The 26,355-nt window shown below is 42.5% G+C and carries 35 protein-coding genes; 1 reads left to right on the top strand and 34 read right to left on the bottom strand.

Annotated features, from left to right (window positions below):
* Positions 1–78: 78 nt before the first annotated feature.
* Positions 79–561, bottom strand: a complete 483-nt coding sequence (locus EAE93_RS05360) for a hypothetical protein (protein ID WP_052739693.1) — start codon at positions 559–561, stop codon at positions 79–81.
* The gene (locus tag EAE93_RS05355; protein WP_146110683.1) at positions 558–773 is read right to left on the bottom strand and encodes a hypothetical protein; all 216 of its coding nucleotides are present in this window, start codon (positions 771–773) and stop codon (positions 558–560) included. Before EAE93_RS05355 ends, EAE93_RS05360 begins: the two co-directional genes overlap by 4 nt.
* Positions 774–864: 91 nt before the next feature.
* Between EAE93_RS05355 and EAE93_RS05350 the strand changes: the two genes are divergently transcribed.
* Entirely contained in the window at positions 865–1,071 is a 207-nt protein-coding gene (locus tag EAE93_RS05350; RefSeq protein ID WP_146110684.1) for a hypothetical protein, read from the top strand.
* Positions 1,072–1,209: 138 nt separating this feature from the next.
* Here the strand turns inward: EAE93_RS05350 and EAE93_RS05345 are convergent, their stop codons facing one another.
* The 32 genes from EAE93_RS05345 to EAE93_RS05190 all read right to left on the bottom strand — a co-directional run bounded on the left by EAE93_RS05345 (position 1,210) and on the right by EAE93_RS05190 (position 26,069).
* Positions 1,210–1,728, bottom strand: a complete 519-nt coding sequence (locus EAE93_RS05345; protein WP_036810718.1) for a hypothetical protein — start codon at positions 1,726–1,728, stop codon at positions 1,210–1,212.
* 95 nt (positions 1,729–1,823) lie between these two features.
* Complete coding sequence (locus EAE93_RS05340) at positions 1,824–1,997, bottom strand: hypothetical protein (protein ID WP_214039239.1); 174 nt, start codon at positions 1,995–1,997, stop codon at positions 1,824–1,826.
* Positions 1,960–2,127 (bottom strand): VENN motif pre-toxin domain-containing protein, encoded by a 168-nt coding sequence (locus EAE93_RS05335; RefSeq protein WP_157297563.1) that lies wholly within the window; start codon positions 2,125–2,127, stop codon positions 1,960–1,962. The genes EAE93_RS05340 and EAE93_RS05335 overlap by 38 nt, the downstream gene beginning before the upstream one ends.
* Positions 2,128–2,265: 138 nt before the next feature.
* The gene (locus tag EAE93_RS05330; RefSeq protein ID WP_040154113.1) at positions 2,266–2,613 is read right to left on the bottom strand and encodes an immunity 8 family protein; all 348 of its coding nucleotides are present in this window, start codon (positions 2,611–2,613) and stop codon (positions 2,266–2,268) included.
* 11 nt (positions 2,614–2,624) lie between these two features.
* Positions 2,625–3,128: a filamentous hemagglutinin gene (locus EAE93_RS05325; protein ID WP_238326583.1), complete on the bottom strand. Its 504-nt coding sequence runs from the start codon at positions 3,126–3,128 to the stop codon at positions 2,625–2,627.
* Positions 3,129–3,520: 392 nt separating this feature from the next.
* Entirely contained in the window at positions 3,521–3,700 is a 180-nt protein-coding gene (locus EAE93_RS05320) for a hypothetical protein (RefSeq protein WP_214039238.1), read from the bottom strand.
* A 5-nt stretch (positions 3,701–3,705) separates the two neighbouring features.
* Positions 3,706–3,894, bottom strand: a complete 189-nt coding sequence (locus EAE93_RS24380) for a hypothetical protein (protein ID WP_250150891.1) — start codon at positions 3,892–3,894, stop codon at positions 3,706–3,708.
* A 190-nt stretch (positions 3,895–4,084) separates the two neighbouring features.
* Complete coding sequence (locus EAE93_RS05310; RefSeq protein WP_214039237.1) at positions 4,085–4,339, bottom strand: hypothetical protein; 255 nt, start codon at positions 4,337–4,339, stop codon at positions 4,085–4,087.
* Positions 4,326–4,670 carry a hypothetical protein gene (locus EAE93_RS05305; RefSeq protein WP_214039236.1) on the bottom strand — a complete coding sequence of 115 codons (345 nt, stop codon included), beginning with the start codon at positions 4,668–4,670 and terminating at the stop codon, positions 4,326–4,328. Before EAE93_RS05305 ends, EAE93_RS05310 begins: the two co-directional genes overlap by 14 nt.
* 307 nt (positions 4,671–4,977) lie before the next feature.
* On the bottom strand, positions 4,978–5,478 hold the full coding sequence (locus EAE93_RS05300; RefSeq protein WP_036810725.1) for a hypothetical protein: 501 nt from the start codon (positions 5,476–5,478) through the stop codon (positions 4,978–4,980).
* Positions 5,475–5,702, bottom strand: a complete 228-nt coding sequence (locus EAE93_RS24375) for a hypothetical protein (protein WP_250150890.1) — start codon at positions 5,700–5,702, stop codon at positions 5,475–5,477. The genes EAE93_RS05300 and EAE93_RS24375 overlap by 4 nt, the downstream gene beginning before the upstream one ends.
* Positions 5,699–6,067, bottom strand: a complete 369-nt coding sequence (locus EAE93_RS24370) for a hypothetical protein (RefSeq protein WP_250150889.1) — start codon at positions 6,065–6,067, stop codon at positions 5,699–5,701. Before EAE93_RS24370 ends, EAE93_RS24375 begins: the two co-directional genes overlap by 4 nt.
* Positions 6,068–6,148: 81 nt before the next feature.
* Positions 6,149–6,451 carry a hypothetical protein gene (locus EAE93_RS05290; RefSeq protein ID WP_110086751.1) on the bottom strand — a complete coding sequence of 101 codons (303 nt, stop codon included), beginning with the start codon at positions 6,449–6,451 and terminating at the stop codon, positions 6,149–6,151.
* A gap of 218 nt (positions 6,452–6,669) precedes the next feature.
* Complete coding sequence (gene cdiI / locus EAE93_RS05285) at positions 6,670–7,029, bottom strand: ribonuclease toxin immunity protein CdiI (RefSeq protein ID WP_181148423.1); 360 nt, start codon at positions 7,027–7,029, stop codon at positions 6,670–6,672.
* 8 nt (positions 7,030–7,037) lie between these two features.
* Positions 7,038–7,592 carry a CdiA family toxin C-terminal domain-containing protein gene (locus EAE93_RS05280; RefSeq protein ID WP_269468821.1) on the bottom strand — a complete coding sequence of 185 codons (555 nt, stop codon included), beginning with the start codon at positions 7,590–7,592 and terminating at the stop codon, positions 7,038–7,040.
* Positions 7,593–7,944: 352 nt separating this feature from the next.
* Positions 7,945–8,421 (bottom strand): DUF769 domain-containing protein, encoded by a 477-nt coding sequence (locus EAE93_RS05275; protein WP_214039235.1) that lies wholly within the window; start codon positions 8,419–8,421, stop codon positions 7,945–7,947.
* 1 nt (position 8,422) lies between these two features.
* Positions 8,423–8,668 (bottom strand): hypothetical protein, encoded by a 246-nt coding sequence (locus tag EAE93_RS05270; RefSeq protein ID WP_040152663.1) that lies wholly within the window; start codon positions 8,666–8,668, stop codon positions 8,423–8,425.
* Between the two features lie 24 nt (positions 8,669–8,692).
* Positions 8,693–9,103, bottom strand: a complete 411-nt coding sequence (locus EAE93_RS05265; protein WP_214039234.1) for a DUF6911 family protein — start codon at positions 9,101–9,103, stop codon at positions 8,693–8,695.
* The gene (locus tag EAE93_RS24365) at positions 9,100–9,894 is read right to left on the bottom strand and encodes a cytidine deaminase-like fold-containing protein (RefSeq protein ID WP_250150888.1); all 795 of its coding nucleotides are present in this window, start codon (positions 9,892–9,894) and stop codon (positions 9,100–9,102) included. Before EAE93_RS24365 ends, EAE93_RS05265 begins: the two co-directional genes overlap by 4 nt.
* Before the next feature lie 131 nt (positions 9,895–10,025).
* Positions 10,026–10,385 carry a ribonuclease toxin immunity protein CdiI gene (gene cdiI / locus EAE93_RS05255; RefSeq protein ID WP_214039233.1) on the bottom strand — a complete coding sequence of 120 codons (360 nt, stop codon included), beginning with the start codon at positions 10,383–10,385 and terminating at the stop codon, positions 10,026–10,028.
* An 8-nt stretch (positions 10,386–10,393) separates the two neighbouring features.
* Complete coding sequence (locus EAE93_RS05250; RefSeq protein ID WP_214039231.1) at positions 10,394–11,014, bottom strand: CdiA family toxin C-terminal domain-containing protein; 621 nt, start codon at positions 11,012–11,014, stop codon at positions 10,394–10,396.
* Positions 10,996–11,238, bottom strand: a complete 243-nt coding sequence (locus EAE93_RS05245) for a hypothetical protein (RefSeq protein ID WP_214039230.1) — start codon at positions 11,236–11,238, stop codon at positions 10,996–10,998. Before EAE93_RS05245 ends, EAE93_RS05250 begins: the two co-directional genes overlap by 19 nt.
* A gap of 136 nt (positions 11,239–11,374) precedes the next feature.
* The gene (locus EAE93_RS05240; protein WP_040150920.1) at positions 11,375–11,722 is read right to left on the bottom strand and encodes a hypothetical protein; all 348 of its coding nucleotides are present in this window, start codon (positions 11,720–11,722) and stop codon (positions 11,375–11,377) included.
* Positions 11,722–13,116 (bottom strand): deaminase domain-containing protein, encoded by a 1,395-nt coding sequence (locus EAE93_RS25280; protein WP_250150887.1) that lies wholly within the window; start codon positions 13,114–13,116, stop codon positions 11,722–11,724. The genes EAE93_RS05240 and EAE93_RS25280 overlap by 1 nt, the downstream gene beginning before the upstream one ends.
* A 59-nt stretch (positions 13,117–13,175) precedes the next feature.
* Complete coding sequence (locus EAE93_RS05230) at positions 13,176–13,493, bottom strand: hypothetical protein (RefSeq protein ID WP_040154251.1); 318 nt, start codon at positions 13,491–13,493, stop codon at positions 13,176–13,178.
* Between the two features lie 130 nt (positions 13,494–13,623).
* Entirely contained in the window at positions 13,624–13,986 is a 363-nt protein-coding gene (locus EAE93_RS05225; protein WP_065821667.1) for a hypothetical protein, read from the bottom strand.
* Positions 13,987–13,994: 8 nt separating this feature from the next.
* The gene (locus EAE93_RS24355; protein WP_250150886.1) at positions 13,995–15,203 is read right to left on the bottom strand and encodes a DUF637 domain-containing protein; all 1,209 of its coding nucleotides are present in this window, start codon (positions 15,201–15,203) and stop codon (positions 13,995–13,997) included.
* Between the two features lie 36 nt (positions 15,204–15,239).
* Positions 15,240–15,668, bottom strand: coding sequence for a hypothetical protein (locus tag EAE93_RS05210; RefSeq protein ID WP_214039229.1), 429 nt, complete (start codon positions 15,666–15,668; stop codon positions 15,240–15,242).
* Between the two features lie 27 nt (positions 15,669–15,695).
* The gene (locus tag EAE93_RS24350) at positions 15,696–16,151 is read right to left on the bottom strand and encodes a hypothetical protein (protein WP_250150885.1); all 456 of its coding nucleotides are present in this window, start codon (positions 16,149–16,151) and stop codon (positions 15,696–15,698) included.
* Positions 16,152–16,442: 291 nt separating this feature from the next.
* A complete protein-coding gene (locus EAE93_RS05200; protein WP_040154812.1) occupies positions 16,443–16,640 on the bottom strand; it encodes a DUF4926 domain-containing protein in 198 nt (65 codons plus the stop codon).
* 7 nt (positions 16,641–16,647) lie between these two features.
* Positions 16,648–25,758, bottom strand: coding sequence for a two-partner secretion domain-containing protein (locus EAE93_RS05195; RefSeq protein ID WP_250150884.1), 9,111 nt, complete (start codon positions 25,756–25,758; stop codon positions 16,648–16,650).
* On the bottom strand, positions 25,710–26,069 hold the full coding sequence (locus EAE93_RS05190; protein WP_072164817.1) for a POTRA domain-containing protein: 360 nt from the start codon (positions 26,067–26,069) through the stop codon (positions 25,710–25,712). Before EAE93_RS05190 ends, EAE93_RS05195 begins: the two co-directional genes overlap by 49 nt.
* Positions 26,070–26,355 lie beyond the last annotated feature (286 nt).

The following is a 26,355-nucleotide window of genomic DNA, read 5'->3' as shown; positions in this document are numbered from 1 at the left end:
TCCGGACTCAGGTATCATTAGCTGCCGAGTGTAACCTGCCCAACTTTGGGGCAGCTCATATTCATAGTGGGGTTAAAATTATAGATTTACTATATTTACTAAAGTGATTTTCTCCTCAAGAAAAATACACTCTGGAATATCGTTATATATATATATTTCATCTCCCAAATTAAGCAAGCTAATCTGACCATAACTACAAAAAATAAAATTAAAACCAATGACGCATTGCTCAATTTCAGAGTAAATAGCATTAAAACGAGATAGCTTCTGGCCTATCAATTCATTGAATATTGGATGTTGGGATATATCCTTAATTATTTGTTTCCCGTATTCACCTAAGTCACTCTCGAACATCGGTTTATTGCATACAACTAGTGATGAGCCGTCTTGACTGCAAGATATCTTCCTTGATACACCAGCCCCTTCAAATTCGAAAAGTAATTCTTGAGGGTGCTCTATATCCTCTACATGGAGTATATAGACTAATCCCTGAACAGATTTAAGACGGTTGCCAATAATGCCCATTCCCCAATCATGGGCTTCTTTAGAAATAATATTCAACGAGGTTCTCCTTTTAAGGCGTTTTTGACAGAAGTATTATTAACCCCATCTTTTAGGATGGTAACAAAAGTTCCGTCTGGTTTAGTAACAACAACGTCATTACCCTTTATTTTGAAGAATACATCACCTCTTGTTCCATTAGGGCCCTGTCCAGCAAAAACTCCTGGGATTGTTTTATCTGCGTTGTTACCTATATCATTTATTTTATCCAACAGCATTTTTCTGTCTGTAGCATTTGATGCATTACCGCCAAAATCTTCAACATGCTTTCCAAGTTTTTTCCCTAACTGAGCATCATCAACTTTGAAAACACTTCCCGCTCCAACACCACTACTGGGGAGTGATGTAGTTCCTGGTTTTGGTAACTGTCTTATTTCATCACTGGCCTTATTGAGCAGTTTGGAAGCTTCCCCAATATCACCTTTCTGTAAGGCTTTCTCTACCGCCTTGATAGTTTTTCCAGCGGCATCACCCGCACCGGGAATAATAGCGATTGCAGTAGCAAGATAATCTAATGCGCTTTTAGCCTCTACAAAACCTTTAAAATTGAATGGCCTGAGTCCGGTAGAATTCCGAACTCAGATATCATTAGCTGTTTAGTGTAACCTGTCCAATTCTTTAGGTCAGTTCAGCATATCGAGAACTTCTTTAACGTAACCAGAATGGCGGATCATCTGGGCTTAAAGCATCGTATTGTTCTAATGGACGATGTTGATCGTCTAAATATAAAGGCATATCTGTAATAACTACCTTTAACGGCTCATATTGGTAGTCAGGATAAGATTTAAATTCTTCGTACATAACTTCCGCAGACTCAAGACATTCTAAAAATGCACTAAAATAACGTGAGAATACATCAGAAAGCATTAGTAATTCAGGATTCAACTTACTCTTTTCAGAATCCGCCAGAATAGTCTGATCCCATTCAATAACTGAACTCGGCAATTCCATAAATAACTGTCTTGCTTGCATCATCTGCTCTTTAGCAACTTCTACATCTTCTAGACGTAAATAGCGTTTGTAGAGTCTATCTGTCAAAAGATGCCAGTTTTGTTTTGGATATTTCCATTCAACAAAGAGTTTCAAACATTCAAAAAACAATGCTACATCATTGACTGTGCCTAACTCTACTATAAGAGCACCTCCACTAAATCCTATATGCCTCATTCCGCTTTAAACCTGATTAATGAAGAGTGTATTGCACCGTTTGATTTTTCAACGATACCCCGCCTGATTTCGGCTTGTTGTTTAGCTGTCACTACTTACCCTCGAATATCTATAACGACCTCCTGTTTCATCCCCGCAGGTAGATTCTTCTGCCGCTCAATCGCCTGTTTGGCAACATTATTAATCAAGCCATTTTTGTTCGTTGCAATATTATAGTTCTTCACTTCAACACTACAAATATTGCCCTGACACCAGCGAATTGTAGACAATCACCATTTCACCGGCATTGGCACTACTGTTGGCACCTTCTGCGCTGTTGGTTGCAATGGCTCCCGCAGCGCCACCAATGATTTTACCACCGGCCTGAATTGCCATCGGGTCGCTAAAGGTTTCATCCAATGTTATTGCCGTCAACTTTGTGACTAATTTTCGCTGATAGGTAAGTAGTAACCAGAGGGTAAAGAAACCCCAGCCAAGTTCTGTCTCTTAACCAAGAGATCGGATTGAGAGGCAGGTATAAGGCCGGGGCTATCAATGTTAATCTTGGTAATCCTCATACTCCCAGGCAAAAACTCGGGAAAGCTTTTGGGCTATTCCCATCCAATCATCACCTTCGCACTGGTCGATATAATCTGTAATCGTCTTTGTGATTTCATCCAGATCATATTTACGCACTAGTAACATGTGCCTGATTAATTGAGGAGTCCAGTGGTTATTTTTTAACCAATTTGGGGTACAAATAAGTAAATCAAAATTATCTGCTTCCTTGCTATCTTTTTCACCAATGCGCAATATGACCTTTAATAAAAATTTCTCGTCGTCATCAGGAAAATATAAATCTAGATCATAATCATCACTAGAAATGCTTTTTAGTTCCGCTTTCATAAAAATTTATCCTATTGAATATCCAAATGACCGTTTCCTACTTTAATCTTATCGCCCGTAGATGGGTTTATTTTAAAGGTTTCAAAATTAGCTTGAACTCCTGTTGAGGAATGCTTGCTATTTTTCTTCTCTGCCGGGAAACGATATATACGAGTGCCATCAGCACTAACTAATCCAGTTCCGTCACTGGTTGGTCTTGCTCCATCACCAACCCATATCTTACCTAACCGATCAGCTTCTTCACGACTTCCATTTCCTATGCCAAAGTTAACCTTACCATTATCTCCCTTAATCGCTGCGGCTAGTCTTGAATCCTGTGAAGCGATATTGTGCAAATTTTGTTTTGCCAAGTCATGTTTCAATTTCGGATAGGTTGCCGAGTTATATGCAGAGATTTCACCACTGGCCTTATTAATCAGTTTGGAAGCTTCGCCAACGTCACCTTTTTGTAAGGCTTTCTCTGCTGCCTTGATAGCCTTCCCAGCGGCATCTCCCGCACCTGGAATAATCGCCACTGCGGCGGCCAGATAATCTAACGCGCTCTTAGCCTCTACAAAACCTTTAAAATTGAATGGTCTGAGTCCGGTAGAATTCCGAACTCAGATATCATTACCTGTTTAGTGTAACCTGAGCTATTCCAATTTTTTGGTCAATTCAGCATATCGAGAACTTCTTTAACGTAACCAGAATGGCGGATCATCTGGGCTTAAAGCATCGTATTGCTCAAGAGGGCGATCTCTATCTGTCATAAAATCAGGCATGTCTGTTATCACTATTCTGACTGGCTTATAAATACCCCAGTCTTCATGAAATACTTGAGCGGATTTTATACAACGCTCTATTCCTTCAAAATATTTAAAAAATCTGCATTTCTGCTCCTTTGATAATTTCTGCTGGAGTTGTGTTACTACGAAGATGCTGTTTCTAATTCATAAAGATGAAGATACTTCTGGTAAAACTGAAACAAGATTTTTCGATCGTTAATATCGTGTATCTGTTCATTTAAGACAGAAAAAAATTGGGTCATTTCTGAAACAGAACCAAGTTCCACAATAGAACTACCACCATAAAAACCGATATGTTTCATGTGAGTTACCCTTTAAATTCGATCACCGCTGGGTCTATAATTCCATTTGATTTTTGAACAATGCCTTTAATAATTTCCCTCTCCTGTTCTAGTGACACGGTTTGCCCTCGAACATCAATAACTATCCGTTGTTCCATCCCCTCAGGTAGATTCTTCTGCCGTTCAATCGCCTGTCTGGCAACATTATTAATCAAGCCATTTTGTTCGTTGCAATATTATAGTTTTTCACTGCAACACTACAAATATTGCCCTGACACCAGTCTGGACGAACACTGCCTTTAGTGCCATAGGGAACTTCCTTGCCTCTTTAATTGGATGAACTACACCTTAATCAATTAGCATCTAACTTTTGGGGTGCAATTCAACATGTCAGGGTTCTTTCTATTAAATTAAGCCAAGAAATCCTGGTAATCCTTTTACATAATCATATACTTCACCAGTATAATTATCTGATAAATCTTGGAAAAGTCTAATTACCTCTTGTTTCTCATCATCATTAAGTAACTGAAGTTCCGCTGCCATTTGTTCCATTATTTCTATTGCTGAATCCGGATTAAGCAGTTCTTCACTTGTAAACTCCAAAAATATGGCAAGATCAATAATGACCTTTACAAGCCTAATATTGCTATTCTTTAACAACTTTCACCTCTATGTTTTTGATTCCAAATTCATCAGACATTTTTTGTGCTCTATTCGCCTGAGTTTGATCAGGTACTTCCCAACGTCCTGTCATACCATTGCGCTTTAACGCATCTGATTGTCGTAATGCCTGATCTTTCGCTTTTCGGGTTGTCACAACAGATATTTTTCTGTCTATCATGACATTATCATCTACACCATCAAACCTAACAGGCTTGTTTTTTCCATCAGTGTCTATTCTATCAATACTGGGAGCCTGTCCCTTTTTAGTTTCAATATTTGAACGAGCACCTGATGCAGAATCATTATAGCCTTTTGCCCGTTGACTCATGCTTGCATTTTCATCAACCCACTTAACTTTTATTTCATCACTGGCCTTATTGAGTAGTTTGGAAGCTTCCCCAATATCACCTTTCTGTAAGGCTTTCTCTACCGCCTTGATAGTTTTCCCGGCGGCATCACCCGCACCTGGAATAATAGCGATTGCAGTAGCAAGATAATCTAATGCGCTTTTAGCCTCTACAAAACCTTTAAAATTGAATGTCCTGAGTCCGGTAGAATTCCGAACTCAGATATCATTATCTGTTTAGTGTAACCTGTCCAATTCTTTAGGTCAGTTCAGCATATCGAGAACTTCTTTAACGTAACCAGAATGGTGGATCATCTGGATCTAAGGCATCGTATTGCTCAAGAGGGCGATTTTTATCATCAATAAACCATGGTAAATCGGAGATCACTATTTTTACTGGTTGATATATTTTAAATGTGTCTAAAAATGATTTTGCAGACTCCTTAGCATCAATAAAACGACGGAAATAATCCATAAATACAAGATTTAATGTTGGCTGCTTAAAATCCAGATTGGTTAACTCAGTATCTCCTCCCATCTTTTGCCAATCTACTGTATTACTCTGAATTTTACTAAATAAATATTCAACAATAGACATAAGCTCCTCTGCTGGTTTGAGCTCATCTTGTTTCAGATAACGACGATAAAGACGATCCGTTAATAAACTAAAATCATATTCAGATTGAACATATTCGGCATAAGTCGTTATACACTGAAAAAAAACAACCACATCTGAAGCAGGACCATGTTCATAAACAGTATGGCCACCATGAAACCCTATGTTTTTCATTTTGTTTTAAACCCTATATCTGTCGGACTGATTGCACCATTCGATTTTTGAACTATTCCCTGAATGATCGTATCCTTTTGCCTTTGTGTAACATGTTGCCCTCGAATATCAATAACAACTTCTTGTCTCATCCCCGCAGGTAGATTCTTCTGCCGTTCAATCGCCTGTCTGGCAACATTATTAATCAAGCCATTTTTGTTCGTTGCAATATTATAGTTCTTCACTTCAACACTACAAACATTGCCCTGACACCAGTCTGGACGAACACTGCCTTTAGTTCCATAGGGGACTTCCTTACCCTCTTTAAATGTAACCTGACCATTCCATCCCCCAAATCTTTCCCGACATCAATTTCTGATTTTCTATGGCTAGGGCGTGAGACTGATGTAATTTCATCACTGGCCTTATTGAGCAGTTTGGAAGCTTCCCCAATATCACCTTTCTGTAAGGCTTTCTCTACCGCCTTGATAGTTTTTCCAGCGGCATCACCCGCACCGGGAATAATAGCGATTGCAGTAGCAAGATAATCTAATGCGCTTTTAGCCTCTACAAAACCTTTAAAATTGAATGTCCTGAGTCCGGTACACAATACCGGCCCCAAGTCATGCTAACCATCGGATAAAACTATCCAGAAATTAGGGTATAGCTTAAAAAAATCGGTATCTTTTAATCACAATCCTAACAGGCTATTCAGTCCCTTAACTGAATCATTAATATAACTTTCATATTGACTTAGTGGTTCATTTCTATCTAAAGCTACAGCATAAACTTGCTCCAAACTCAGCCAATGCTCATAAAACTGCTCCTTCCATTCATTATTCACATCTTGTAAGCAATCCAATAAATCTCTTAAGCGATCAATTAGTACATTTAAAGGAATTTTATTTTCAACATATGCTCCTAGAGTTTCTTTCATCAAATTAAGTTGTCTAAAGTCGTACTCAGTAAGAGTAATATTATTTAATTTATTCATTGTCTTATAATCCCAAAGTCTACTGTAACTACCCGGCCATATTTTTCATCGACCTCAACTCACTATTACAGGGTTCTAACTGGAACAGCTCGGCTTTTATGCTGGCAAACCAGTTGTCATAAAAATAGAAGAATATAGCCCCGATTGGATGAATTGCACCTTAATCAATTAGTGTCTAACTTTTGGGGTGCAATTCACATGACCGGGGAATATTGATTTTATATTGGTATTTTTGCCAGTAGCTCATTAACCTTATCTATATCTTCTGGATGAAGCTCAAGATACTTTTCACCAGCTAATCTGACATAGTGATAACAGGTTTCTTCACTGACTGTTATTGTATCTTCATCAGTTGGCGGATAACCAACAGCAAACTGAACACCTTCAAAATGATCTTCTTCATCATAGCTGTTCATATCTGGAAAATGGCAGTATGCGCCATCGGTACTAAATCCTATTTTTTTAATAAGATAACCTATAGCCTCTAAAAGTCGATTATCACTATACATAACATCAAAATACGTTGTAATCATCTCATTAGAATCATAGTTGATTTGTTCAAATAATTTAATATTCATTATCTACCTTATTTGGGATGAAAATTGCGAACTTCCCCAGTTATTTTGTCTACATAAATTCTAAAGGTAACTCCATTTACAGTTGCATCCGCAATCCCTTTAGAACTTGACATCGCATCTTTATATCCTTTAGCCGCAGCTTGTTGGCCTAAGTCTAATATTTTTTGATCTGTAAATACTTTCGGATCATAGACTGTTTTAGTTTTTACTTCTGATTTATATCCAATTACATTACCTGCACGATCAAAGGCAGGCACTTGATATTGAATATTAGTCATCCCATTCACTCCTGTAGGTGTTTCACTCACAATTTTTACGTTATATTGTTTGACAGCTGTATTAAACGCATCAGCATTGTGTGCCCCACTAATACCTGATTTTTGAGAAAAACCATCTACAGTCGCTAAATGCTTTGGCTGGTTAATCTGGAAACTGATACCTTCTGGGGTTATGATGGTCGTCGTCCCCTTTCCAGCATACAACTTCTCATTTTCAATCAAGCTAGTTACGGCATGGGTATCAGGCTTAGCATTTCTTAACAGCGGTTTTGAGGTATTACTCAATTCTCCTGCCAGATTCTTGGCACCTTCTTTAATGCCTGAATTGCCATCAGGTCGCTAAAGGTTTTATCCAGCGTTATGGCCGCTAGTTCTGCTGCTTTGAAAAGTAAAACGCCTTATGGAGCTTTCATTGAAAAAATGAGAGTTTAAAAATGCTTTGTCAGGCGAAGTCAGAGATCCCACATCTGAAGATCTCTGTCTATTTCAGTACAATACCCTGTTTTAACTGCAACGATATCGCATCCAGTTTACTGCGCTGCACCTGAATATCACCGCCGTTCTTTTGAGCCTGTGTATCTCCCGTTCCAATGATACGGATATTGTGCTCGACGTTTACTCAACACAAGCAAGAAAACTATGAATACATCCTAGGAAAATATTCATTAATTTTATCATTATCCAACAATCGATCTTTTGTAAAATCTAACGTATAAGAAACAGCAATTCCTTTACGTAACAGTTCAGGGAAATCTTCAATAGTGGCATATGCACTGGTTGAAACTTTACGCAAGTTTACGGTACTACCGTTTGCTAACTTGGCATAATAACGACCAGGTTTATTAGGTATTTCTGTGAAAGGTACTCCACCCGTTAAACTTTCTGCATAAGCGCGGATATTCTGCTCAGTCAATTTTTCGGTCGCAAACACTTTAACATTACCAGCTTTGTTGCTACCTCCCTCACCTAACACTTGCTTAAATTTTTGTCCAAAAACCATCAAATCACTTTCGGTATTATTACGATCAAAAATCTTCAGAATATCTTCTTTATGTATCTTTTGAACTGCTTGCAAAGCATCAAGAGTTGATTTTGACAGTACATCACTTTTCATTTCAGCTTGAATGATCTTGTGCGACTGCTTTTTCTTCGAACTTCCCAGTTTTCGATAAAACACTCGCGGATTCATTTAACGCTTTTGTCAATGCACTGGCGCTCTCTTTGCTTTTGTCCAAAATAAGAACAGAGTTAGACACCAAAACGCCGGTCCCAACCGCCGCTTCTGGCGCAACCGCATCAGCTACAAAAATACCCACATTATTCAGGCACAGCGTGAGCGTTGAACCGTTTAGCCCCGGCACAGCTCACAGTGCCGGGATTGTTGTTTAATTTAGAAGTTCTTTTGATACATTGCCTGTGTTAAAAAATTCTTTAAATACGCGATATATAAAATCGAAATTTTGAACTAAAGTTTTATCACTATGCATTTCACCTAAAATATCAATGCAATTTCCAGAGGCATTGTCATTATTTGGTGTTCTTACATTATGTTCACCTTCTATATCAAATTCACTTAATAATAGTAGGTAATTATTATCTTGTGAATACAAAGATAATTGATAAGGGCCTGATTCATCAGCGAAATTATTTCTTATAGTCAATACACCGGTTCTATCACGCATATATTCTAACAATCGGTATAGGTCCTGTTCAGAAGGTCTTATAACCGGGGAAAGCTGCTCTCTCTCTCCTAAACATGTAAGAATAAATCCCCCAATAACCATATCTATATTCATTTAACCTCCCGTAAGGATTTCATTCCTGATTGCCAAATATATGTTTTCGGTAAACCAGTTATATCATCTACAGCATTGACAGTAACTGATTTTGCACCTGCAACATCGGCTGCTGCTGCAATATCTCCTTTGCAATAACCACAAACATCTTTTCCTACTACTGTTATTTTTAAATCAGCACCTTTTGAAACACCTGCATCATAGGCTTGTTGGATGGCACCGATCTCCGCATGAGCAGTTGCCATATTGCCGTTTGGTAATTCTTTACCTTTAGCTATTTTTTTTGCCAAAATCCTGTCAGCAATTAGAGTACCTTGTTTCGCATTTGCCTGTTCAGAAGCTCTTGCTGTTTGATTCGTATCAGTAAATATTTTTCCATTCACTTCTAATTTAGCTGTAACTTTCGGGGCTATGGTTTCTTTTGTAGATACATTCTTCACCAAACTAGCTACGGCATCAGTATTAGGCTTATCATTTCTTAACAGCGGTTTTGAGGCGTGACTCAATCCTTCCGCCAGATCCTTAGCACCTTCTTTGGTGTTACCTAATACCTTTACCGTTCCCGCAGCCAAAACGCCGGTCCTAACCGCCGCTTCTGGCGCAACCGTATCAGCTACAAAAATGCCCACGTTATTCAGGCACAGCGCCGGATTGGTTTTACAACCTTCAAGCGCAACACGCCCTGCGGTTGCTATTTCAGCCGAACCCGCAATCAGTATCTGACCGCCATAAACCAGCGCATAGCCGCCTGCTGCTACTGCGGTGACGGCAAAGGGTTCTGACTGGAACAACTCGGTTTTTATGCTGGCAAACCAGTTGTCATAAAAATAGAAGAATATAGCCCACGATTGAATGAACTACACCTTAATCAATTAGTGTCTAACTTTTGGGGTGCAATTCACATGACCGGGGAATATTGATTTTATATTGGTATTTTTGCCAGTAGCTCATTAACCTTATCTATATCTTCTGGATGAATCTCAAGATACTTTTCACCAGCTAATCTGACATAGTGATAACAGGTTTCTTCACTGACTGTTATTGTATCTTCATCAGTTGGCGGATAACCAACAGCAAACTGAACACCTTCAAAATGATCTTCTTCATCATAGCTGTTCATATCTGGAAAATGGCAGTATGCGCCATCGGTACTAAATCCTATTTTTTTAATAAGATAACCTATAGCCTCTAAAAGTCGATTATCACTATACATAACATCAAAATACGTTGTAATCATCTCATTAGAATCATAGTTGATTTGTTCAAATAATTTAATATTCATTATCTACCTTATTTGGGATGAAAATTGCGAACTTCCCCAGTTATTTTGTCTACATAAATTCTAAAGGTAACTCCATTTACAGTTGCATCCGCAATCCCTTTAGAACTTGACATCGCATCTTTATATCCTTTAGCCGCAGCTTGTTGGCCTAAGTCTAATATTTTTTGATCTGTAAATACTTTCGGATCATAGACTGTTTTAGTTTTTACTTCTGATTTATATCCAATTACATTACCTGCACGATCAAAGGCAGGCACTTGATATTGAATATTAGTCATCCCATTCACTCCTGTAGGTGTTTCACTCACAATTTTTACGTTATATTGTTTGACAGCTGTATTAAACGCATCAGCATTGTGTGCCCCACTAATACCTGATTTTTGAGAAAAACCATCTACAGTCGCTAAATGCTTTGGCTGGTTAATCTGGAAACTGATACCTTCTGGGGTTATGATGGTCGTCGTCCCCTTTCCAGCATACAACTTCTCATTTTCGATCAAACTAGCTACGGAATCAGTATCAGGCTTAGCATTTCTTAACAGCGGTTTTGAGGTATTACTCAATCCTTCCGCCAAATCCTTAGCACTTTCTTTGGTATTACCTAATACCTTTACCGTGCCAGCAGCCAAAACGCCGGTCCAACCGCCGCTTCTGGCGCGACCGCATCAGCGACAAAAATACCCACGTTATTCAGGCACAGCGCCGGATTGGTTTTACAACCTTCAAGCGCAACACGCCCTGCCGTTGCTATTTCAGCCGAACCCGCAATCAGTATCTGACCACCATAAACCAACGCGTAACCGCCTGCCGCCAAGATGTCTTTTTGATTCTCTACCGATAACTGATACAGCATATTTTTGTGTAAATCAGAATCCCCCCTGACCGACAACACGCTATCTGAAATTTTCGATGATGCGAAAATTCTCCCTCATTTTTCCATAGCTATTTAAATGACAAGCTTATAGCCCGGCTCTAGGCCGGGCCATTACTCAGATGAGTTTTAGGATATTCATATCATGAAGAAGTTCTTCTGCTTCTTCCTTAGGTACAACAGCTAATAAATCATCAAGCTTATTTTCAGTTAATAATCGAGATATTTCTTCTTGGTGATATTCCACTTGAGCAGGATACCAACCACCAACTAACACTAAAGCTACAACTTCTAGCATTAGATACTCAATAGGATAGTTAAAACTTGATGTATACCCATCATAAATATCAGCAACTATCGATTCATGTGTCCAACCGTCTTCACTATTCCTACGATCTCTACAACTCATAAAATATGACTCTAATAGCCATTCTTTAATTTCTGAATAAATGGTTCGTTCTTCCATTAATTTTTCCTCGGTGGTCTTAAGACAATACCGTTATTATCCAATACATTAACTTGTATATTGGGATATTTAGCCCTGAACTGATCTACAACACTGAGGCAACTTGCACATGCAGGTCGTTCAGTAAAAATATTCACTGTACCTTTAGCGAATGTATTGTTACCAAGTTTCTGAGCAATATTATCTAAAATTTTAGCTTCTGAATCAGTAGCTCTAGGGATCATTGCTCCAGCTTTATTTGGTAAGGTTTGTGTTGTGAATATTCCACTACTTTTACCAACAATGCCCTGAGCAGCCTGTGCTAGTGTTGGAGCATCAATTCGGCTATGAGCTGACATCTGTGATGGCAAACCTTCTACACTAATATTGGCAACCGCAACATTACCTTCTCGTCTCAAGGCTGAAGGTAAACCAGCCCTTACATCCATGACTTGTTGCTTCATTGCCGCTGATTGCAGAACGGCTTTCTCAGCATCCAAGTAACCTCCCCAAGCTTGAGTCGGTTTCGCTAATTCTGTCGTCCCCTTTCCAGCATACAATCTCTCATTTTCAATCAAACTAGCTACGGCATCAGTATCAGGCTTAGCATTTCTTAACAACGGTTTTGAGGTATTACTCAATCCTTCTGCCAGATTCTTTGCACCTTCTTTGGTATTACCTAATACCTTTACCGTGCCAGCAGCCAAAACACCAGTCCCAATGGCCGCTTCTGGCGCAACCGTATCAGCGACAAAAATGCCCACGTTATTCAGGCACAGCGCCGGATTGGTTTTACAACCTTCAAGCGCAACACGCCCTGCCGTTGCTATTTCAGCCGAACCCGCAATCAGTATCTGACCGCCATAAACCAGCGCGTAACCGCCTGCCGCCACTGCGGTAACGGCAATCGCGGCATTCCGCCGCGCAATGACGCGCTCTTCCGCAGCTTTATCCCCTTTTCCTGCCGCTAAGATGTCTTTTTGATTATCTACCGATAACTGGTACAACATGTGCTCAGTCATGTTATTTCGATAGACAAGCTCCGCGCTGTTCGCCGCACTGTAAGCGCCTTCCGGGGTATGGCTAATCAGTGCGCCTGACAACGCCCCGACAAATTTAGCGGTCTGGGCCTTAACTTCATTACCCGTCAGCGCTTCCTGAAGCTTATGGATTTGTCGCTCTGTTTCATTCTTATACGCCGGTTCAAATAGCCTGCTTTCCATTGTGATTGCCGCTAATTCAGCCGCCAGCGCACCTACAGCCGCCCCTTTGGCATCACCTCCAGCGATTTCAGCGCTGATGCCCGCCACAACCGAATGGCTCAATATCTTGCCTGAGTGGCCTAAAACCTCCCCATTATCCCCAATCAGTTTGGCGCTTTCCGCATTAATCTGATTACCAATATTACTCAACAACGCGGTTTGCAGATTATCCGTAAAACTGCCGCCGTTAATCGCGATACCTACATTAACCTCTAATATTCTCTTCTTATGTATATAAAACCACTTAAGCTATCAAGATCTCTAAATGGTTTTGTAGAGAAAACTACCTCATCGTTTACACCTCTAATATCGTTATTAGATGATGTGTGAGCTAAAATATTCGCTATGACTATATCTAAACTTTCGTAATCTTCTTCTGTCGGTTCACGATCAAGATAATATCTTAATGTTAGGAGATTCTCTTCATTATTGAATCCAACGGCTATTGCTCTAATAGCCGGATAAATTTCTCCAAGAAGAGCTTTTGACACCCATATAAACAACTCGTCTGGTATAGTTTTTAACATCATAAAAAAACCTCAATGCTGAATAGGGTTAGCTGGAACAATATGCGCCCCGTTTGCAAGGTCAGAGATCTCACAGTTTAGTGTAATCCAACTCTTTAAGATCACTTCACAATGACTAAAAGCTAATCTACCGTTAGGAGCCTAAATAATTGCCAGTACCATCTGACCATAGAATGGCTGGAACTTCATAAAAATATGTGATCAGATTTTCATCATCTTCATGAGATATACCTTCTGGCCAACATTCTCGAAGATAGCGGATTATTGTATTACTATCAGTTTTCCAATGAGTAATATCATGACCTAGAGGATCTGTTGGTTCACAAAAACGTATAATATCCTTATCCAACAATATTTTCAGTGTGATAAAAAACATTTCCTTATATGCCGGTAAATCATAACCAGGATTCCAGCCTATAATTGAACTAAACAGGCCAGACAACCATAATCCTCTAGAGTCATTAACTATTTGCTCAAAATTAGGTACAAGTTTCATAAAGCACCTCACTTCAAAAATTTAATTTCAACAGGAGCGTTAGGTTTACCTACACCTCTTGGTATATCAATGGTCCACGCGCTTCCTGTTTCACTGGATGATGCTGAAAAATCCCTTAGGTTAAATGTACCTTTAGGGGTTTTAACTGTATAAATATTTCCCTTACCAGGAATGCTTCTCCCTGCTGGTAAATTTTCACTTCCAGTAAGCTCCATAAAATACTGTTTAACCTCAGCTTCTGAAGCACCACTAAATATTTTCGCATTTCCTTTATTTGGCATCTCAATCAATGTCCTATCACCGATCTGGATCCCCGTTCTTGGGTGACTATATTCAAATAATTCTGATATTTCATTTATCCGTATATTTGTAGATTGATTCCGTGTATTCTTCACCAAACTAGCTACGGCATCAGTATCAGGCTTAGCATTTCTTAACAACGGTTTTGAGGTATTACTCAATCCTTCTGCCAGATTCTTTGCACCTTCTTTGGTATTACCTAATACCTTTACCGTGCCAGCAGCCAAAACACCAGTCCCAATGGCCGCTTCTGGCGCAACCGTATCAGCGACAAAAATGCCCACGTTATTCAGGCACAGCGCCGGATTGGTTTTACAACCTTCAAGTGCAACACGCCCTGCCGTTGCTATTTCAGCCGAACCCGCAATCAGTATCTGACCGCCATAAACCAGCGCGTAACCGCCTGCCGCCACTGCGGTAACGGCAATCGCGGCATTCCGCCGCGCAATGACGCGCTCTTCCGCAGCTTTATCTCCTTTTCCTGCCGCTAAGATATCTTTTTGATTATCCACCGATAACTGATACAACATATGCTCAGTCATGTTATTTCGATAGACAAGCTCCGCGCTGTTCGCTGCACTGTAAGCACCTTCCGGGGTATGGCTAATCAGTGCGCCTGACAACGCCCCGACAAATTTAGCGGTCTGAGCCTTAACTTCATTACCTGTCAGCGCTTCCTGAAGCTTATGGATTTGTCGCTCAGTTTCATTCTTATACGCCGGTTCAAATAGCCTGCTTTCCATTGTGATTGCAGCTAATTCAGCCGCCCCTTTGGCATCACCTCCAGCGATTTCAGCGCTGATGCCCGCCACAACCGCATGGCTCAATATCTTGCCTGAGTGGCCTAAAACCTCCCCATTATCCCCAATCAGTTTGGCGCCTTCCGCATTAATCTGATTACCAATATTACTCAACAATGCGGTTTGCAGATTATCCGTAAAACTGCTGCCGTTTCAGTCAATTGAAGAAGCAAACTCGCCATCGATTTTTTGCTTTTCGAGAAAAAAAGCTCCTAGATCCTCTGATTCCCTTTCAATAATACCTATGTAATGAGAGATGGATGTGACTAACTCAGAATAACCTATAATCGATTGTATCTTAAAATTATCATATAAGACTTTATAGTCATCATTTAAATGAGTTATACAAATTGACCAATTAGAAGACAATTTACCGTCTTTAATCTCGCATAAATTAGCAGGAATCCATACAGGGTTACCTTTATTAGGACAGATTAAATAATCGATTCGACATGAAAGCAACATCAAACCATAAACTACATATTCAGTTCCAATCTCCAAAAAAGAATAATCTGTTTCGCCCAAACAACGGCTATCATCAGGTAAATTCTTTCCCGAATTAAAAATACATTTAATTAACATAAAAATACTCACTTAAATTTAAAATCATCAATAGCCCCCTGTCTTTGTATTCTTTACATAGTGGACTTCTATTCCGTTAATATTTTGAGACATTTTTACCCAACCATCTGACGCAGTCCACCGTTTATCAGTCATAGGAACAGGGAGCTGCCGCCCCGAATTAGGATTGGATATAGCTTGCTCAAGTGCTAATTTTTCATTCAAATTTGCAGGAGTATTGCGTCCAGTAGAGCCTAAACCAAGGGGTTTATTTGCGCTCGTCCCCTTTCCAGCATACAATCTCTCATTTTCAATCAAACTAGCTACGGCATCAGTGTCAGGCTTATCATTTCTTAACAGCGGTTTTGAGGTATTACTCAATCCTTCCGCCAGATTCTTGGCACCTTCTTTGGTATTACCTAATACCTTTACCGTGCCAGCAGCCAAAACACCAGTCCCAACCGCCGCTTCTAGCGCAACCGCATCAGCTACAAAAATGCCCACATTATTCAGGCACAGCGCCGGGTTGGTTTTACAGCCTTCAAGCGCAACACGCCCTGCGGTTGCTATTTCAGCCGAACCGCAATCAGTATCTGACCGCCATAAACCAGCGCATAGCCGCCTGCTGCTACTGCGGTGACGGCAAAGGGTTCTAACTGGAACAGCTCGGCTTTTATGCTGGCAAACCAGTTATCATAAAAATAGAAGAATATAGCCCCCGAATGTTATATGTTTGTCTAACATTCGGGGGACAGTTCAGAATGATCGAGGGATTAAATATGTCACATAATTATCTTATTCAAATGGAGATAATTGGTTGGCATATAACGGTAACATATCTATAGTCCGACCATCTTCATCACAAAATTCAACCTCATATGCTTCTTCCTGTTCAGAATAAACATCAATAATGGCTCCCTTCATTCCAGTTTTAAGTCCACGCTCAGGAATGTCTGAGGTTAAAATAACAACATCAAAAAGAGAATATTTCATACCTATCTCACTTTACATAGAGCGTTGTTAATCTAGGTGTTGATGATCCAGTATCATATATCCAACCTGTACGAACAATCGCTGTTTTGCCGTTTGGTCCAGTAATTGGCATGTCAATAGTTATTCTTTGACCAAACTTATCAACATTACCAAGAATAGCTGTATTCGTTTTAGTCCCTGCCTGTATTTTAGATATTAAATCAGTAGCATTTGATTGGTTATATCCCAAGGCTGATTCAAAAACTTTAGCTTTATTTCCGCCAACCGGATGTTCAGTATTTAATGCATAAGAAGTAACTTTATTCAAATCAATCACAGCATTATTAGCATTAACTAATTTACCTGAATTCTTAACTTCTATTACCGCTTCTGCATGTGTGTAGTCTTTCCAATTAGCAGTTTGGCCTGTTAGCTTATCTTTACTAGGTAAAGTTGCATTATCAGCTACACTCTTCCCCTTTCCAGCATACAACTTCTCATTTTCGATCAAACTAGCTACGGCATCAGTATCAGGCTTAGCATTTCTTAACAGCGGTTTTGAGGTATTACTCAATCCTTCTGCCAGATTCTTTGCACCTTCTTTGGTATTACCTAATACCTTTACCGTTCCCGCAGCCAAAACGCCGGTCCCAACCGCCGCTTCTGGCGCAACCGTATCAGCTACAAAAATGCCCACGTTATTCAGGCACAGCGCCGGGTTGGTTTTACAACCTTCAAGCGCAACACGCCCTGCGGTTGCTATTTCAGCCGAACCCGCAATCAGTATCTGACCGCCATAAACCAGCGCGTAACCGCCTGCCGCCACTGCGGTAACGGCAATCGCGGCATTCCGCCGTGCAATAACTCGCTCTTCCGCAGCTTTATCCCCTTTTCCTGCCGCTAAGATGTCTTTTTGATTATCTACCGATAACTGGTACAACATGTGCTCAGTCATGTTGTTACGATAGACAAGCTCCGCGCTGTTCGCCGCACTGTAAGCGCCTTCCGGGGTATGGCTAATCAGTGCGCCTGACAACGCCCCGACAAATTTAGCGGTCTGGGCCTTAACTTCATTACCCGTCAACGCTTCCTGAAGCTTATGGATTTGTCGCTCTGTTTCATTCTTATACGCCGGTTCAAATAGCCTGCTTTCCATTGTGATTGCCGCTAATTCAGCCGCCAGCGCACCTACAGCCGCCCCTTTGGCATCCCCACCAGCAATTTCAGCACTGATGCCTGCCACAACCGAATGGCTCAATATCTTGCCTGAGTGGCCTAAAACCTCCCCATTATCCCCAATCAGTTTGGCGCCTTCCGCATTAATCTGATTACCAATATTACTCAACAATGCGGTTTGCAGATTATCCGTAAAACTGCCGCCGTTAATCGCCGTCCCTATTGTTGAGCTCACCACGGATTGCGCCGCAACACGCTGGGCCACCTGACTCCAATTATTATTACTCAATAAGGGAAGCTGCGCTTTTATCGGATCGACAACGCCTTTTCCCTCCACTAATTTTCCCCAGCCCATCGTGTGGTCTAAGCCACCTAATGCGCCACCCACAGCTATTTGGGTAACAAGGGATTTGACCGCATCGCGTTTCGCTAAGGCTGCCAGTGTCTTGGTGAGATCCCCTTTATTTTCAACTAAGGCCACCGCCGCCTGCGAGGTCAACCCTATCATTCCGCCATAAGCCGCCCCATAAACCGCGCTCGCCGTAGCTCCCGTGGCGCCTGTCGCCCCCACGGCGCCGCTTCCCGCCCAAGCCGCCAGGCCCGAACCCGCCGTGACCGCAGCGACCGCAATCGCAATCACCGCACCCACTACGGGGTTTAAGCTTTCGCTTTTTTTGTCCCAGCTACTGTAAGCGTCCTTAACCTGATTCCACTGGACATCATTGCGGTTTTGAAGATTTTTCAACCATTCGGTGCCGGGGGTGTTACCCAGTACTCCTAACGCGTCTTCCAGTAACTGCCCCTCTTTTACTTTCACATCCGCATTGATGCCTTTCGCCGCATCCACCGTCAGCGTACCGCCAACATGCACTGACGGGATTATCCAGGTCTCTTCACGATGACCTTTATCGCGCTGTGTAATAAAAAAGCCTTTTGATGTCGTGATGGTCTGCTCAAAATCAATATTGGGCATCGCCTTGAAGTTCACTTTCCCTGTCTGGCTGGTGATTTTCGCGTTTTTACTGGTCTCTATCCGACTCGCTTCCAATGTCACCTCATCTTTTGCCATCAGGTTAATATCACCCCCGGCCGTAAATTCCGTGACTTTGTTGGTCTTCTTGATTTGTATTCGATGTTCTGTTTTAGACCCAAACACTTTACACGACTTTATGGGGCCAAAACCTTTACAGCTTTTCTCTGTTTCTTCCCGTTTATAAACTTCCTCCATTGCTTGCGCATAGAGAAAGCCGCCTGTTGCCGCGATATCCATTACACCCTTGGCGATTAATTCCGTCGCCTGGAATAAAATACTGCCTTGGGAGCGAATCGTTAATGCGCCGCCACTATTCAGCCGGCTGGCGTGTTGCGTAAAGCGCTCAATATTCCCCTCGCGGATAAATTCTTGCCGCGATTCAAAACGAACATTTCCACCCGCGGAAAGCCGCATATCATTGCCGGATGTCAAGCTGGCCCCGGATGTCAGCAGGTTGCCTGCCGCAACTAATGTGAGATTTTGGGCCGCGTTGATGGCGCTGGCAGCATAAAGGTACTGTTTATCGCCATCATTAATCGGCGAATATTTCCGGGCAGAGAACAGTAAATCCCGGCCAGCGTTAACCGATACATTTCCTTTAGTCGATGTTAATCTCGCGATACCCGCGATATCGCCCCCCGCACTGAGTTGCAGGTGATCACCCGCGGTAATTTGCGTGCCTAATTCAGCGAATTTGTCTAATCCATCTAATTCGGATAAATAAAACAAGCTCTCTGGCGTATTGGGGCGAGAGATATCAATATCGTGGCCCGCACTGAGCATGACTTGTTGCCCCGCCCGGATACCAGCTTGCCGCAACATTAAATCATTTCCCGCAAACAGATTAATATTGCCCGCAGCGTTCAATTGGCTTCGACTGGCATTCAGGTTACGACCCGCACTTAATGTCAGGTTTTGTGATTTATCCAACCGGGTACCGGAGAGATCCAGATCCTTGCCTGCTGAAATCCGCAAATGATTATCGGCCGAAATTGAGGCCAATAACTCATGAGACCGATTCCGTCCCATTTGGATGTCGCCTTCCCGCACCAGAAGTTCAACATTTTCTCCCTTTAACTCTGCCTGACGGGCGGTGATATCTTTGCCCGCAATTAAGGTCAGATTTTTATTTGCCGCTAATTTAACCCGGTCGGCATTAATTTCACTCCCCGCGTTTAATGTCATATTGTTGGCTTTATCGAACAAAAGATCCTGGATATTCAGTTCGTGTCCCGCAAACATCTGCACATTATTGCTGGCCGAAATACGCGAATCATGCCCGCCCATTTGAATGTTGCCTTCACGCGTGAGAAGCTCAATATTTTCCCCTTTCAGTTCAGTTTGACGGGCGGTGATACCTTTGCCCGCAATGAGGGTCAGATTTTTCTGTGCGGCCAATTTAACTTGGCTGGCATCAATTTCATGACCCGCGTTTAACGTTATCGTGTTTGATTTATCGAACAAAAGGTCATACAGATCCAGTTTGTGATCCGCCAATATCCGCAAATTGTTGCTGGCCGAAATACGCGAACCGTCCCCCCACATCCGAATGTCGCCTTCGCGCGTAAGCAGTTCAATATTTTCTCCCTTCAACCCGACTTGAAATGCCTCAATATCTTTACCCGCAATCAAGGTCAGATTTCTCTTTGCCTCCAGTGTATTTTGGCGGGCATTTATTCCACGCTCAGCGATGACGGACAGATCATTGTCCGCCTTGAAGTATCCCATGCTGATAATTTCACCGGCATGAAGCAGAATATTTTTCGCCGAGATGAACGCAGTTCCGTTGAATTGATTAATAAAATCAGCCACCACATTCAGATCGGCTGAGAGTTTACCGTCCATCCCGCTGTTAAAGTCGTGACCGGTTAAGATGAGATTTTTCTTCGCATGAAACTGGCTTTGGCTGTTATCCAGTTTTGTCACATTGATATAAGCGTTCATTCCCGCAGCGACGCTGGCATCCCGGGTATTATTTAACGCTTTTGTGCGAATAATAATATCGCCGTTATGGGTTTTCAGCGTCGCTGAAGCGTTGTTAATTTCAGTGCTTAAGTTACCGCTCGCATCTTTTTGCAACCAGAGATGGTTATTTGCCTGAATCAGCCCCTTATTCCGATTGTATAAATGGTCGATAAATAACCGCATGTCACCTTCTGCGATAATCTTACCGGTGTTGTTCAGCGTGTTCGCGGCAAGCGTGATATCTTTGCCTGCCTGTACATGACTCGGTTCCGCCGTTTTAATGCCTTTACTGCTAACGGTTATGTCTGTTTTGGCCTGCACATTTCCTAGCGTCACCTCTCCATCAGCAGTCAAACGGATGTCGCCTTGCGTTGCGGTCAGGTTGGTCAGGTTAACTTTCTTACCCGGTTCGGTACTCACCAGACGGATTTTATTAGCATACATTCCCCCCAATGATCCGGTATCAATCGCTTTCCAAGAGGTATCACCCTCGCCTGCAATAGGGACCAAGGTCCCGCGTTTGAAATCAATCCGGTTGGGGCCTTGTGTCAGTGTCAGGTTTTTCGCCTGCACTTTGCCGTTAAGTATCGTGGTCCGGCTGATAATATCGACATCATCCTGCGCCGTCGCATCCATCCCCTTTTCATCAAAGGTTATGGCGCCTTTTTTCACTTCTAAAGCCGCTAACGCTCCCTCTTTATCAAACACCGGTTCACCCGTCGATAAGGTGACAGCCGGGGTATTGATAAAGCCACAGCCATTACAGGTTATGCCGTTCGGGTTGGCGATGAAGACAGCAGCTTTTTGCCCCACCACTTCCAACAGGCCCTGTAGATTTGAGGCTAAAGTCCCCACCACTTCATTAATAATCAACTCAGCCGATTTACCGTTAAAGTGAGGGTTTGCCCCAATTTGTCCCGCCAGTATGGATTGGGTAGTATCGGTAGCGTTATTGAGCACCAGCCCGGCAGCCCCAATATTAAATTCCTGATAACGGTTATGTGAAATACCTCGAGAATTAGGCGCTGCAATATGGATAATAGGCAGGTTATTTCTCACGGCAATCCGCGTTCGTTTATCCGCCAGTTGAATCCCCGGTATTCCACCGGCTATTTCTGGGATATTGATGGTCAGTTGGGGGGCATTGCCTAATGCAAGATCAATCAACGCCGAAGTCACCGGGGTATATTTCCCGTCAGCTAAGCGCAACGCGGTACTATATTGGGCGACTGTGGTCGCGCCTTCTGCCGATAATGCTGTCTCCTTCATATTGCTGCCGGCAATCAAGGTTAAATTGTTGCCGGCAGTAACCTTGCCAATATTAATCGATCCATCACTGGTCAGGGTAATATCTTTCCCGGCGGTCAGGGAAATCCCATCCAAATTTATCCCCCATCCAGCGTGAAGATCAATATTCTCATCCGCTACCAAAGGCTGATTAGTATTAACCCAACCATTACCTGCTAAAAAGATATTTTTCGCCCGGTTAATTAGCGTATTTGAAAGCGATATTCCCTGTTCAGACAGAATATGTAATGTATTAACCGCAGAAATAGTAGATGGCGCCTGTGTGCCTGCCGTAGCGGAATTATCTCCTCCAGATGAAACATAAATACCACCACCGCTGGAGATTAAGGTAATGTCATGACCTGAAATATCAGTGCCACGCACCGTAAAACTGTTCTTTCCCTGTAGCAGAACCTGGTTCCCGGCGGTGACATTTCCCCCATTTAAAGACAAGGTTTTCGCTTTAATGGCGATATCACCGTCGGCGCCAATTCGTCCCCAATGCTGCAATGTGTCGGTTGTCAACATCAGATGCTGACCGGCTTGCATATGACTTTGTTTCGCCGTTTCAATGTCTTTACCGTTAACGGTGATATCCGTTTTAGCCTGTACATCCCCCAGAATCACCTTGCCATCCGCCGTCAGACTGATGTCGCCTTGGGTTGCCGTCAGGTTAGTCAGATTGACAGCCTTACCCGGCTCGGTACTCACCAGACGGATTTTATTGGCATACATTCCCCCCAATAACCCGGTATCAATCGCTTTCCAAGGGGTATAACCTTCCTCTGCAATAGGGACAAGGGTCCCGCGTTTGAAATCAATCCGGTTGGGGCCTTGTGTCAATGTCAGGTTTTTCGCCTGTAGTTTACCGTTAAGCTTAGTGGTCCGGCTGATGATATCGATAGAATCTTGCGCCGTCGCATCCAGCCCCTTTTCACCCAAGGTGATGGCGCCTTTTTTTACTTCCAGAGCCGCTAACGCGCCCTCTTTATCAAACACCGGTTTACCGGTCGATAAGGTGACAGCCGGGGTATTAACAAAACTACAGCCATTACAGGTAATGCCGTTCGGGTTGGCAATGAGGATATCGGCTTTTTGCCCTGCGACTTCCAACAGCCCTTGCAAATTTGAGGCTAAGGTGCCCACAACTTCATTAATAATCAGCTCGGCTGATTTACCGTTGAAGTTAAGATTGGCGCCAATTTGCCCCGCCAACAGAGACTGCGTATTATGGGTCGCGTTATTAAATACTAATCCTGAGGTCCCAACATTAAATTCCTGATAACGGTTATGTGAAACACCACGGGCGTTAGGCGCTGCAATATGAATAATAGGGCGATTGTTTTTCGAGGTGATCCGTGTTTGCTTATCCGCCAGTTTAATTCCCGGTACTTCTCCTTCTACTTCTGAGAAGTTTATTGTCAGTTGAGGAGCATGACTTAACGCACTTCCAATCAGCGCAGAAGTCACCGGCGTATATTTCCCTTCAACTGAGTTATACTTCCCCGCCGATGAATGCAACTCTGCGTTGTTTTTGGTGATGGCAGTTGTCCCTTTTGCCAATAACGTTGCCTCAGTATCAATAATGTCACCACCGGTATTAATGGTTAAGTTATTGCCGGCCGTGAGGGTACTTTTTATTATCGGGAATTGAAATTGTGGGTAAGATTGTTCGTCTTCCTCGTCATCGGCATTTTCATAATGTTTTACATAGTCATCTCCATGCTCATTTGAATATTCATAAGGGTTCTCCGCTGTGATTTTACTCACATCAAGTATGCCGCCACTGGTCAGCGTAATATCCTTCCCCGCGGTTAAAGAAATACTTCTCAGATCGACAATCTTTCCTGCATGGATCTCAATATTTTCATCCGCTTGCAATTGGCTAAGCTGACGCAGACGCTGATTAATTAATTCTTGTTTAGCACCGTCATTGAGTGGACTCTGTTCATCAATTAAATCACCCGAGGCATAAATCTCAAGTTTATCATTGGTTGCCAAAAAGATATTTTTCGCCCGGTTAATCAGGGTATCTGCAATATCAATAGGACCATCGGCGATAATGCGTAATAGGTTATCAGCAGAAAGCGTGGTTAATACCCTTGTTCCTTCCGGGGTATAGTCGTCCCCAGAGACAACAGACAGCATTCCCCGGCTGGCAAGCAAGGTCACATCATGACCGGAGATATCATAACCATTCACATCAAGGTGTGACTTTCCATCCAACATGACATGGTTCCCGGCTTTTAAATTCCCCTGGCCTAAATAGATCGTTTCCGCGTCAGCGGTTAAGTTTTGTTCTGCCCTCATTGACGCACGATTTACTAAATCTCGGGCAGTGAGAGAAATGTTTTTCCCGGTGATTAACGCCAGATCAGTGGGGTTCTTTCCCGCTTTAAAATGTTCTTTATCAAAATCAAAACGAAATGTATCTTGAAATGTCGCCGTCAGATCCCCACCGGCACTCAGTTTACCGACGATATTTTCCTGACTGTCTTTTATTGCTTTGGTTGAAAAATTTTTGCCTGTCAGGGTGAGGTTTTGCGCCGCGCTTAACTCGCCAACATTATTTATCTCGTTAGCAGTAATGCTATTGTTTTTACCCGCGGTAATAATAGGGTGACTTTTCTTAGTCGGGTTTACGTTATCCAGTTTAGTCGCTTTAATCGTGACATCGCCACCCGCACGGATTTGTCCCTGATTTTGCAGTGTTTCGGTGGTCAATATCAGATGTTGGCCCGCCTGCACATGGCTTTTTTCCGCCGTTTCAACGGTTTTGCTGTTGATGTTGATATCTGTCTTGGCGTGTACCTCCCCCAAGATAATTTTACCCTCAGCGGTTAAACTGATAGCGTCTTGGGTTGTGGTCAGGTTGGTGAGATTAACCCCAACCCCCTTTTCAGTGGCAACCAGTCGGATTTTATTGGCATACATGCCGCCTAAGGCTTTGGTATCAACCGCTAATTGCGGTTTTGCTCCTTCTCCGGCGATAGGTTTAACCGTGCCGTCTTTCAAGCTGATACGGTTGGCCCCCTGAGTCAGCGACAGGGTGTTAGCCTGAATTTTTCCATTCAACTCCGCCGCCCGGCTGATGATATCGACATAATCTGTCGTCTTGCCATCCAGCCCTTTACCGCCAATGGTAATCTGGCCTTTTTTCACTTCCAGTGCTTCTAGTGCGCCCTGTTGATCAAATTGGGGTTTACCGGTGGTCAGGGTTGCGCCGGTGGTATTAATAAAACCACAACCATCACAGGTAATGCCGTTAGGGTTGGCAATCATCACGTTGGCTTTATTGCCAACAATTTCCAACTGGCCTTGCAAGTCAGAGCGGCCACTGCCGGTGACTTCGTTAATAATCAGTTCCGCCGCTTTGCCTTTCAGGTTAGGGTTCGCGTTAAGTTGCCCTGCCAGTTGCGATTGAGCCGTTTGTGTCGCGTTATTAAGTACGGCTCCCTGAGTGGCGACATTGAATTCTTGATAGGTGTTGTGGGATATGCCCGCATCATTCGGCGTGGCGATATTCACCACCGGCACATTGCCCTGATTTTGTACCTGTGTGCGGTTGTTATCCGGTGTTATGCCGACAGCCATCGCCGGGTGCAATGGCTGGATTGCCGTCAGGTAAATTAAAAGATAACTCGTGACCCTGGCCATCGAATTGTGGCGTTTATCCATCGTACTGTCCCTTTTCTTAATTTAAGTGTGGCAAAGTCAGTAATGCTGACTAATAAATTACCCAATGAGGTATTAGTGGTTTTTCGTACCCGTGCGTTGATATCCTGCGAAGTTAACCCTGCGGATAAATAAGGATGCATCGAGTGTTCTTGGTCTGACCGGGACAAACTTTCTGCCCCTGCAAATTCAATCCGGTGAATAGTGTGACAAATAGATCCCAATGCACCCGATGTTGAAACATGAGTCCATTCGGATATTGCCAGCAGGACAAGCGCTGCCAGACTGCGGTGATAAAGCGATAATCTTTCCATAGAAAATATTGATAATTTGATAGTGACATAATTAAACTATTCTAATGAAGAATGATTTATCCGTCTAAATTATCAGTATAAAATGTGATCAGCGCCCGGATTTTTAATCCTGCTAATGGAGAATCTGATATATTAAATGCCAGAAAATCGCGGTAAAGGATGGAGATATTCAATGGTAACGGAGTAGAACACTCTCGTACTACTCGCCGTGTTTCTCTGTTTCAACAGAAGAGGCACTATAGGAAAAGTTAATTCATACAGTTTCTGAGGATTGCGAATATTAGTC

Source organism: Photorhabdus akhurstii (assembly GCF_018448925.1).
In the GTDB taxonomy this organism is placed as follows: Bacteria; Pseudomonadota; Gammaproteobacteria; order Enterobacterales; family Enterobacteriaceae; genus Photorhabdus; species Photorhabdus akhurstii.
The sequence above is the reverse complement of the archived record's forward strand: the minus strand, read 5'-3'. Positions and strand labels throughout refer to the sequence as shown.

What these genes read in the sequence shown, in the direction of transcription:
- EAE93_RS05345 (WP_036810718.1), bottom strand. Translation starts at nt 1,728, where the DNA reads ATGAGGCATATAGGATTTAGTGGAGGTGCTCTTATAGTAGAGTTAGGC.
- EAE93_RS05330 (WP_040154113.1), bottom strand. Translation starts at nt 2,613, where the DNA reads ATGAAAGCGGAACTAAAAAGCATTTCTAGTGATGATTATGATCTAGAT.
- EAE93_RS05320 (WP_214039238.1), bottom strand. Translation starts at nt 3,700, where the DNA reads ATGAAACATATCGGTTTTTATGGTGGTAGTTCTATTGTGGAACTTGGT.
- EAE93_RS05305 (WP_214039236.1), bottom strand. Translation starts at nt 4,670, where the DNA reads ATGAGTCAACGGGCAAAAGGCTATAATGATTCTGCATCAGGTGCTCGT.
- EAE93_RS05300 (WP_036810725.1), bottom strand. Translation starts at nt 5,478, where the DNA reads ATGAAAAACATAGGGTTTCATGGTGGCCATACTGTTTATGAACATGGT.
- EAE93_RS05290 (WP_110086751.1), bottom strand. Translation starts at nt 6,451, where the DNA reads ATGAATAAATTAAATAATATTACTCTTACTGAGTACGACTTTAGACAA.
- cdiI (WP_181148423.1), bottom strand. Translation starts at nt 7,029, where the DNA reads ATGAATATTAAATTATTTGAACAAATCAACTATGATTCTAATGAGATG.
- EAE93_RS05275 (WP_214039235.1), bottom strand. Translation starts at nt 8,421, where the DNA reads ATGAAAAGTGATGTACTGTCAAAATCAACTCTTGATGCTTTGCAAGCA.
- EAE93_RS05265 (WP_214039234.1), bottom strand. Translation starts at nt 9,103, where the DNA reads ATGAATATAGATATGGTTATTGGGGGATTTATTCTTACATGTTTAGGA.
- cdiI (WP_214039233.1), bottom strand. Translation starts at nt 10,385, where the DNA reads ATGAATATTAAATTATTTGAACAAATCAACTATGATTCTAATGAGATG.
- EAE93_RS05245 (WP_214039230.1), bottom strand. Translation starts at nt 11,238, where the DNA reads ATGCTGTATCAGTTATCGGTAGAGAATCAAAAAGACATCTTGGCGGCA.
- EAE93_RS05240 (WP_040150920.1), bottom strand. Translation starts at nt 11,722, where the DNA reads ATGGAAGAACGAACCATTTATTCAGAAATTAAAGAATGGCTATTAGAG.
- EAE93_RS05230 (WP_040154251.1), bottom strand. Translation starts at nt 13,493, where the DNA reads ATGATGTTAAAAACTATACCAGACGAGTTGTTTATATGGGTGTCAAAA.
- EAE93_RS05225 (WP_065821667.1), bottom strand. Translation starts at nt 13,986, where the DNA reads ATGAAACTTGTACCTAATTTTGAGCAAATAGTTAATGACTCTAGAGGA.
- EAE93_RS05210 (WP_214039229.1), bottom strand. Translation starts at nt 15,668, where the DNA reads ATGTTAATTAAATGTATTTTTAATTCGGGAAAGAATTTACCTGATGAT.
- EAE93_RS05200 (WP_040154812.1), bottom strand. Translation starts at nt 16,640, where the DNA reads ATGAAATATTCTCTTTTTGATGTTGTTATTTTAACCTCAGACATTCCT.
- EAE93_RS05195 (WP_250150884.1), bottom strand. Translation starts at nt 25,758, where the DNA reads ATGGATAAACGCCACAATTCGATGGCCAGGGTCACGAGTTATCTTTTA.
- EAE93_RS05190 (WP_072164817.1), bottom strand. Translation starts at nt 26,069, where the DNA reads ATGGAAAGATTATCGCTTTATCACCGCAGTCTGGCAGCGCTTGTCCTG.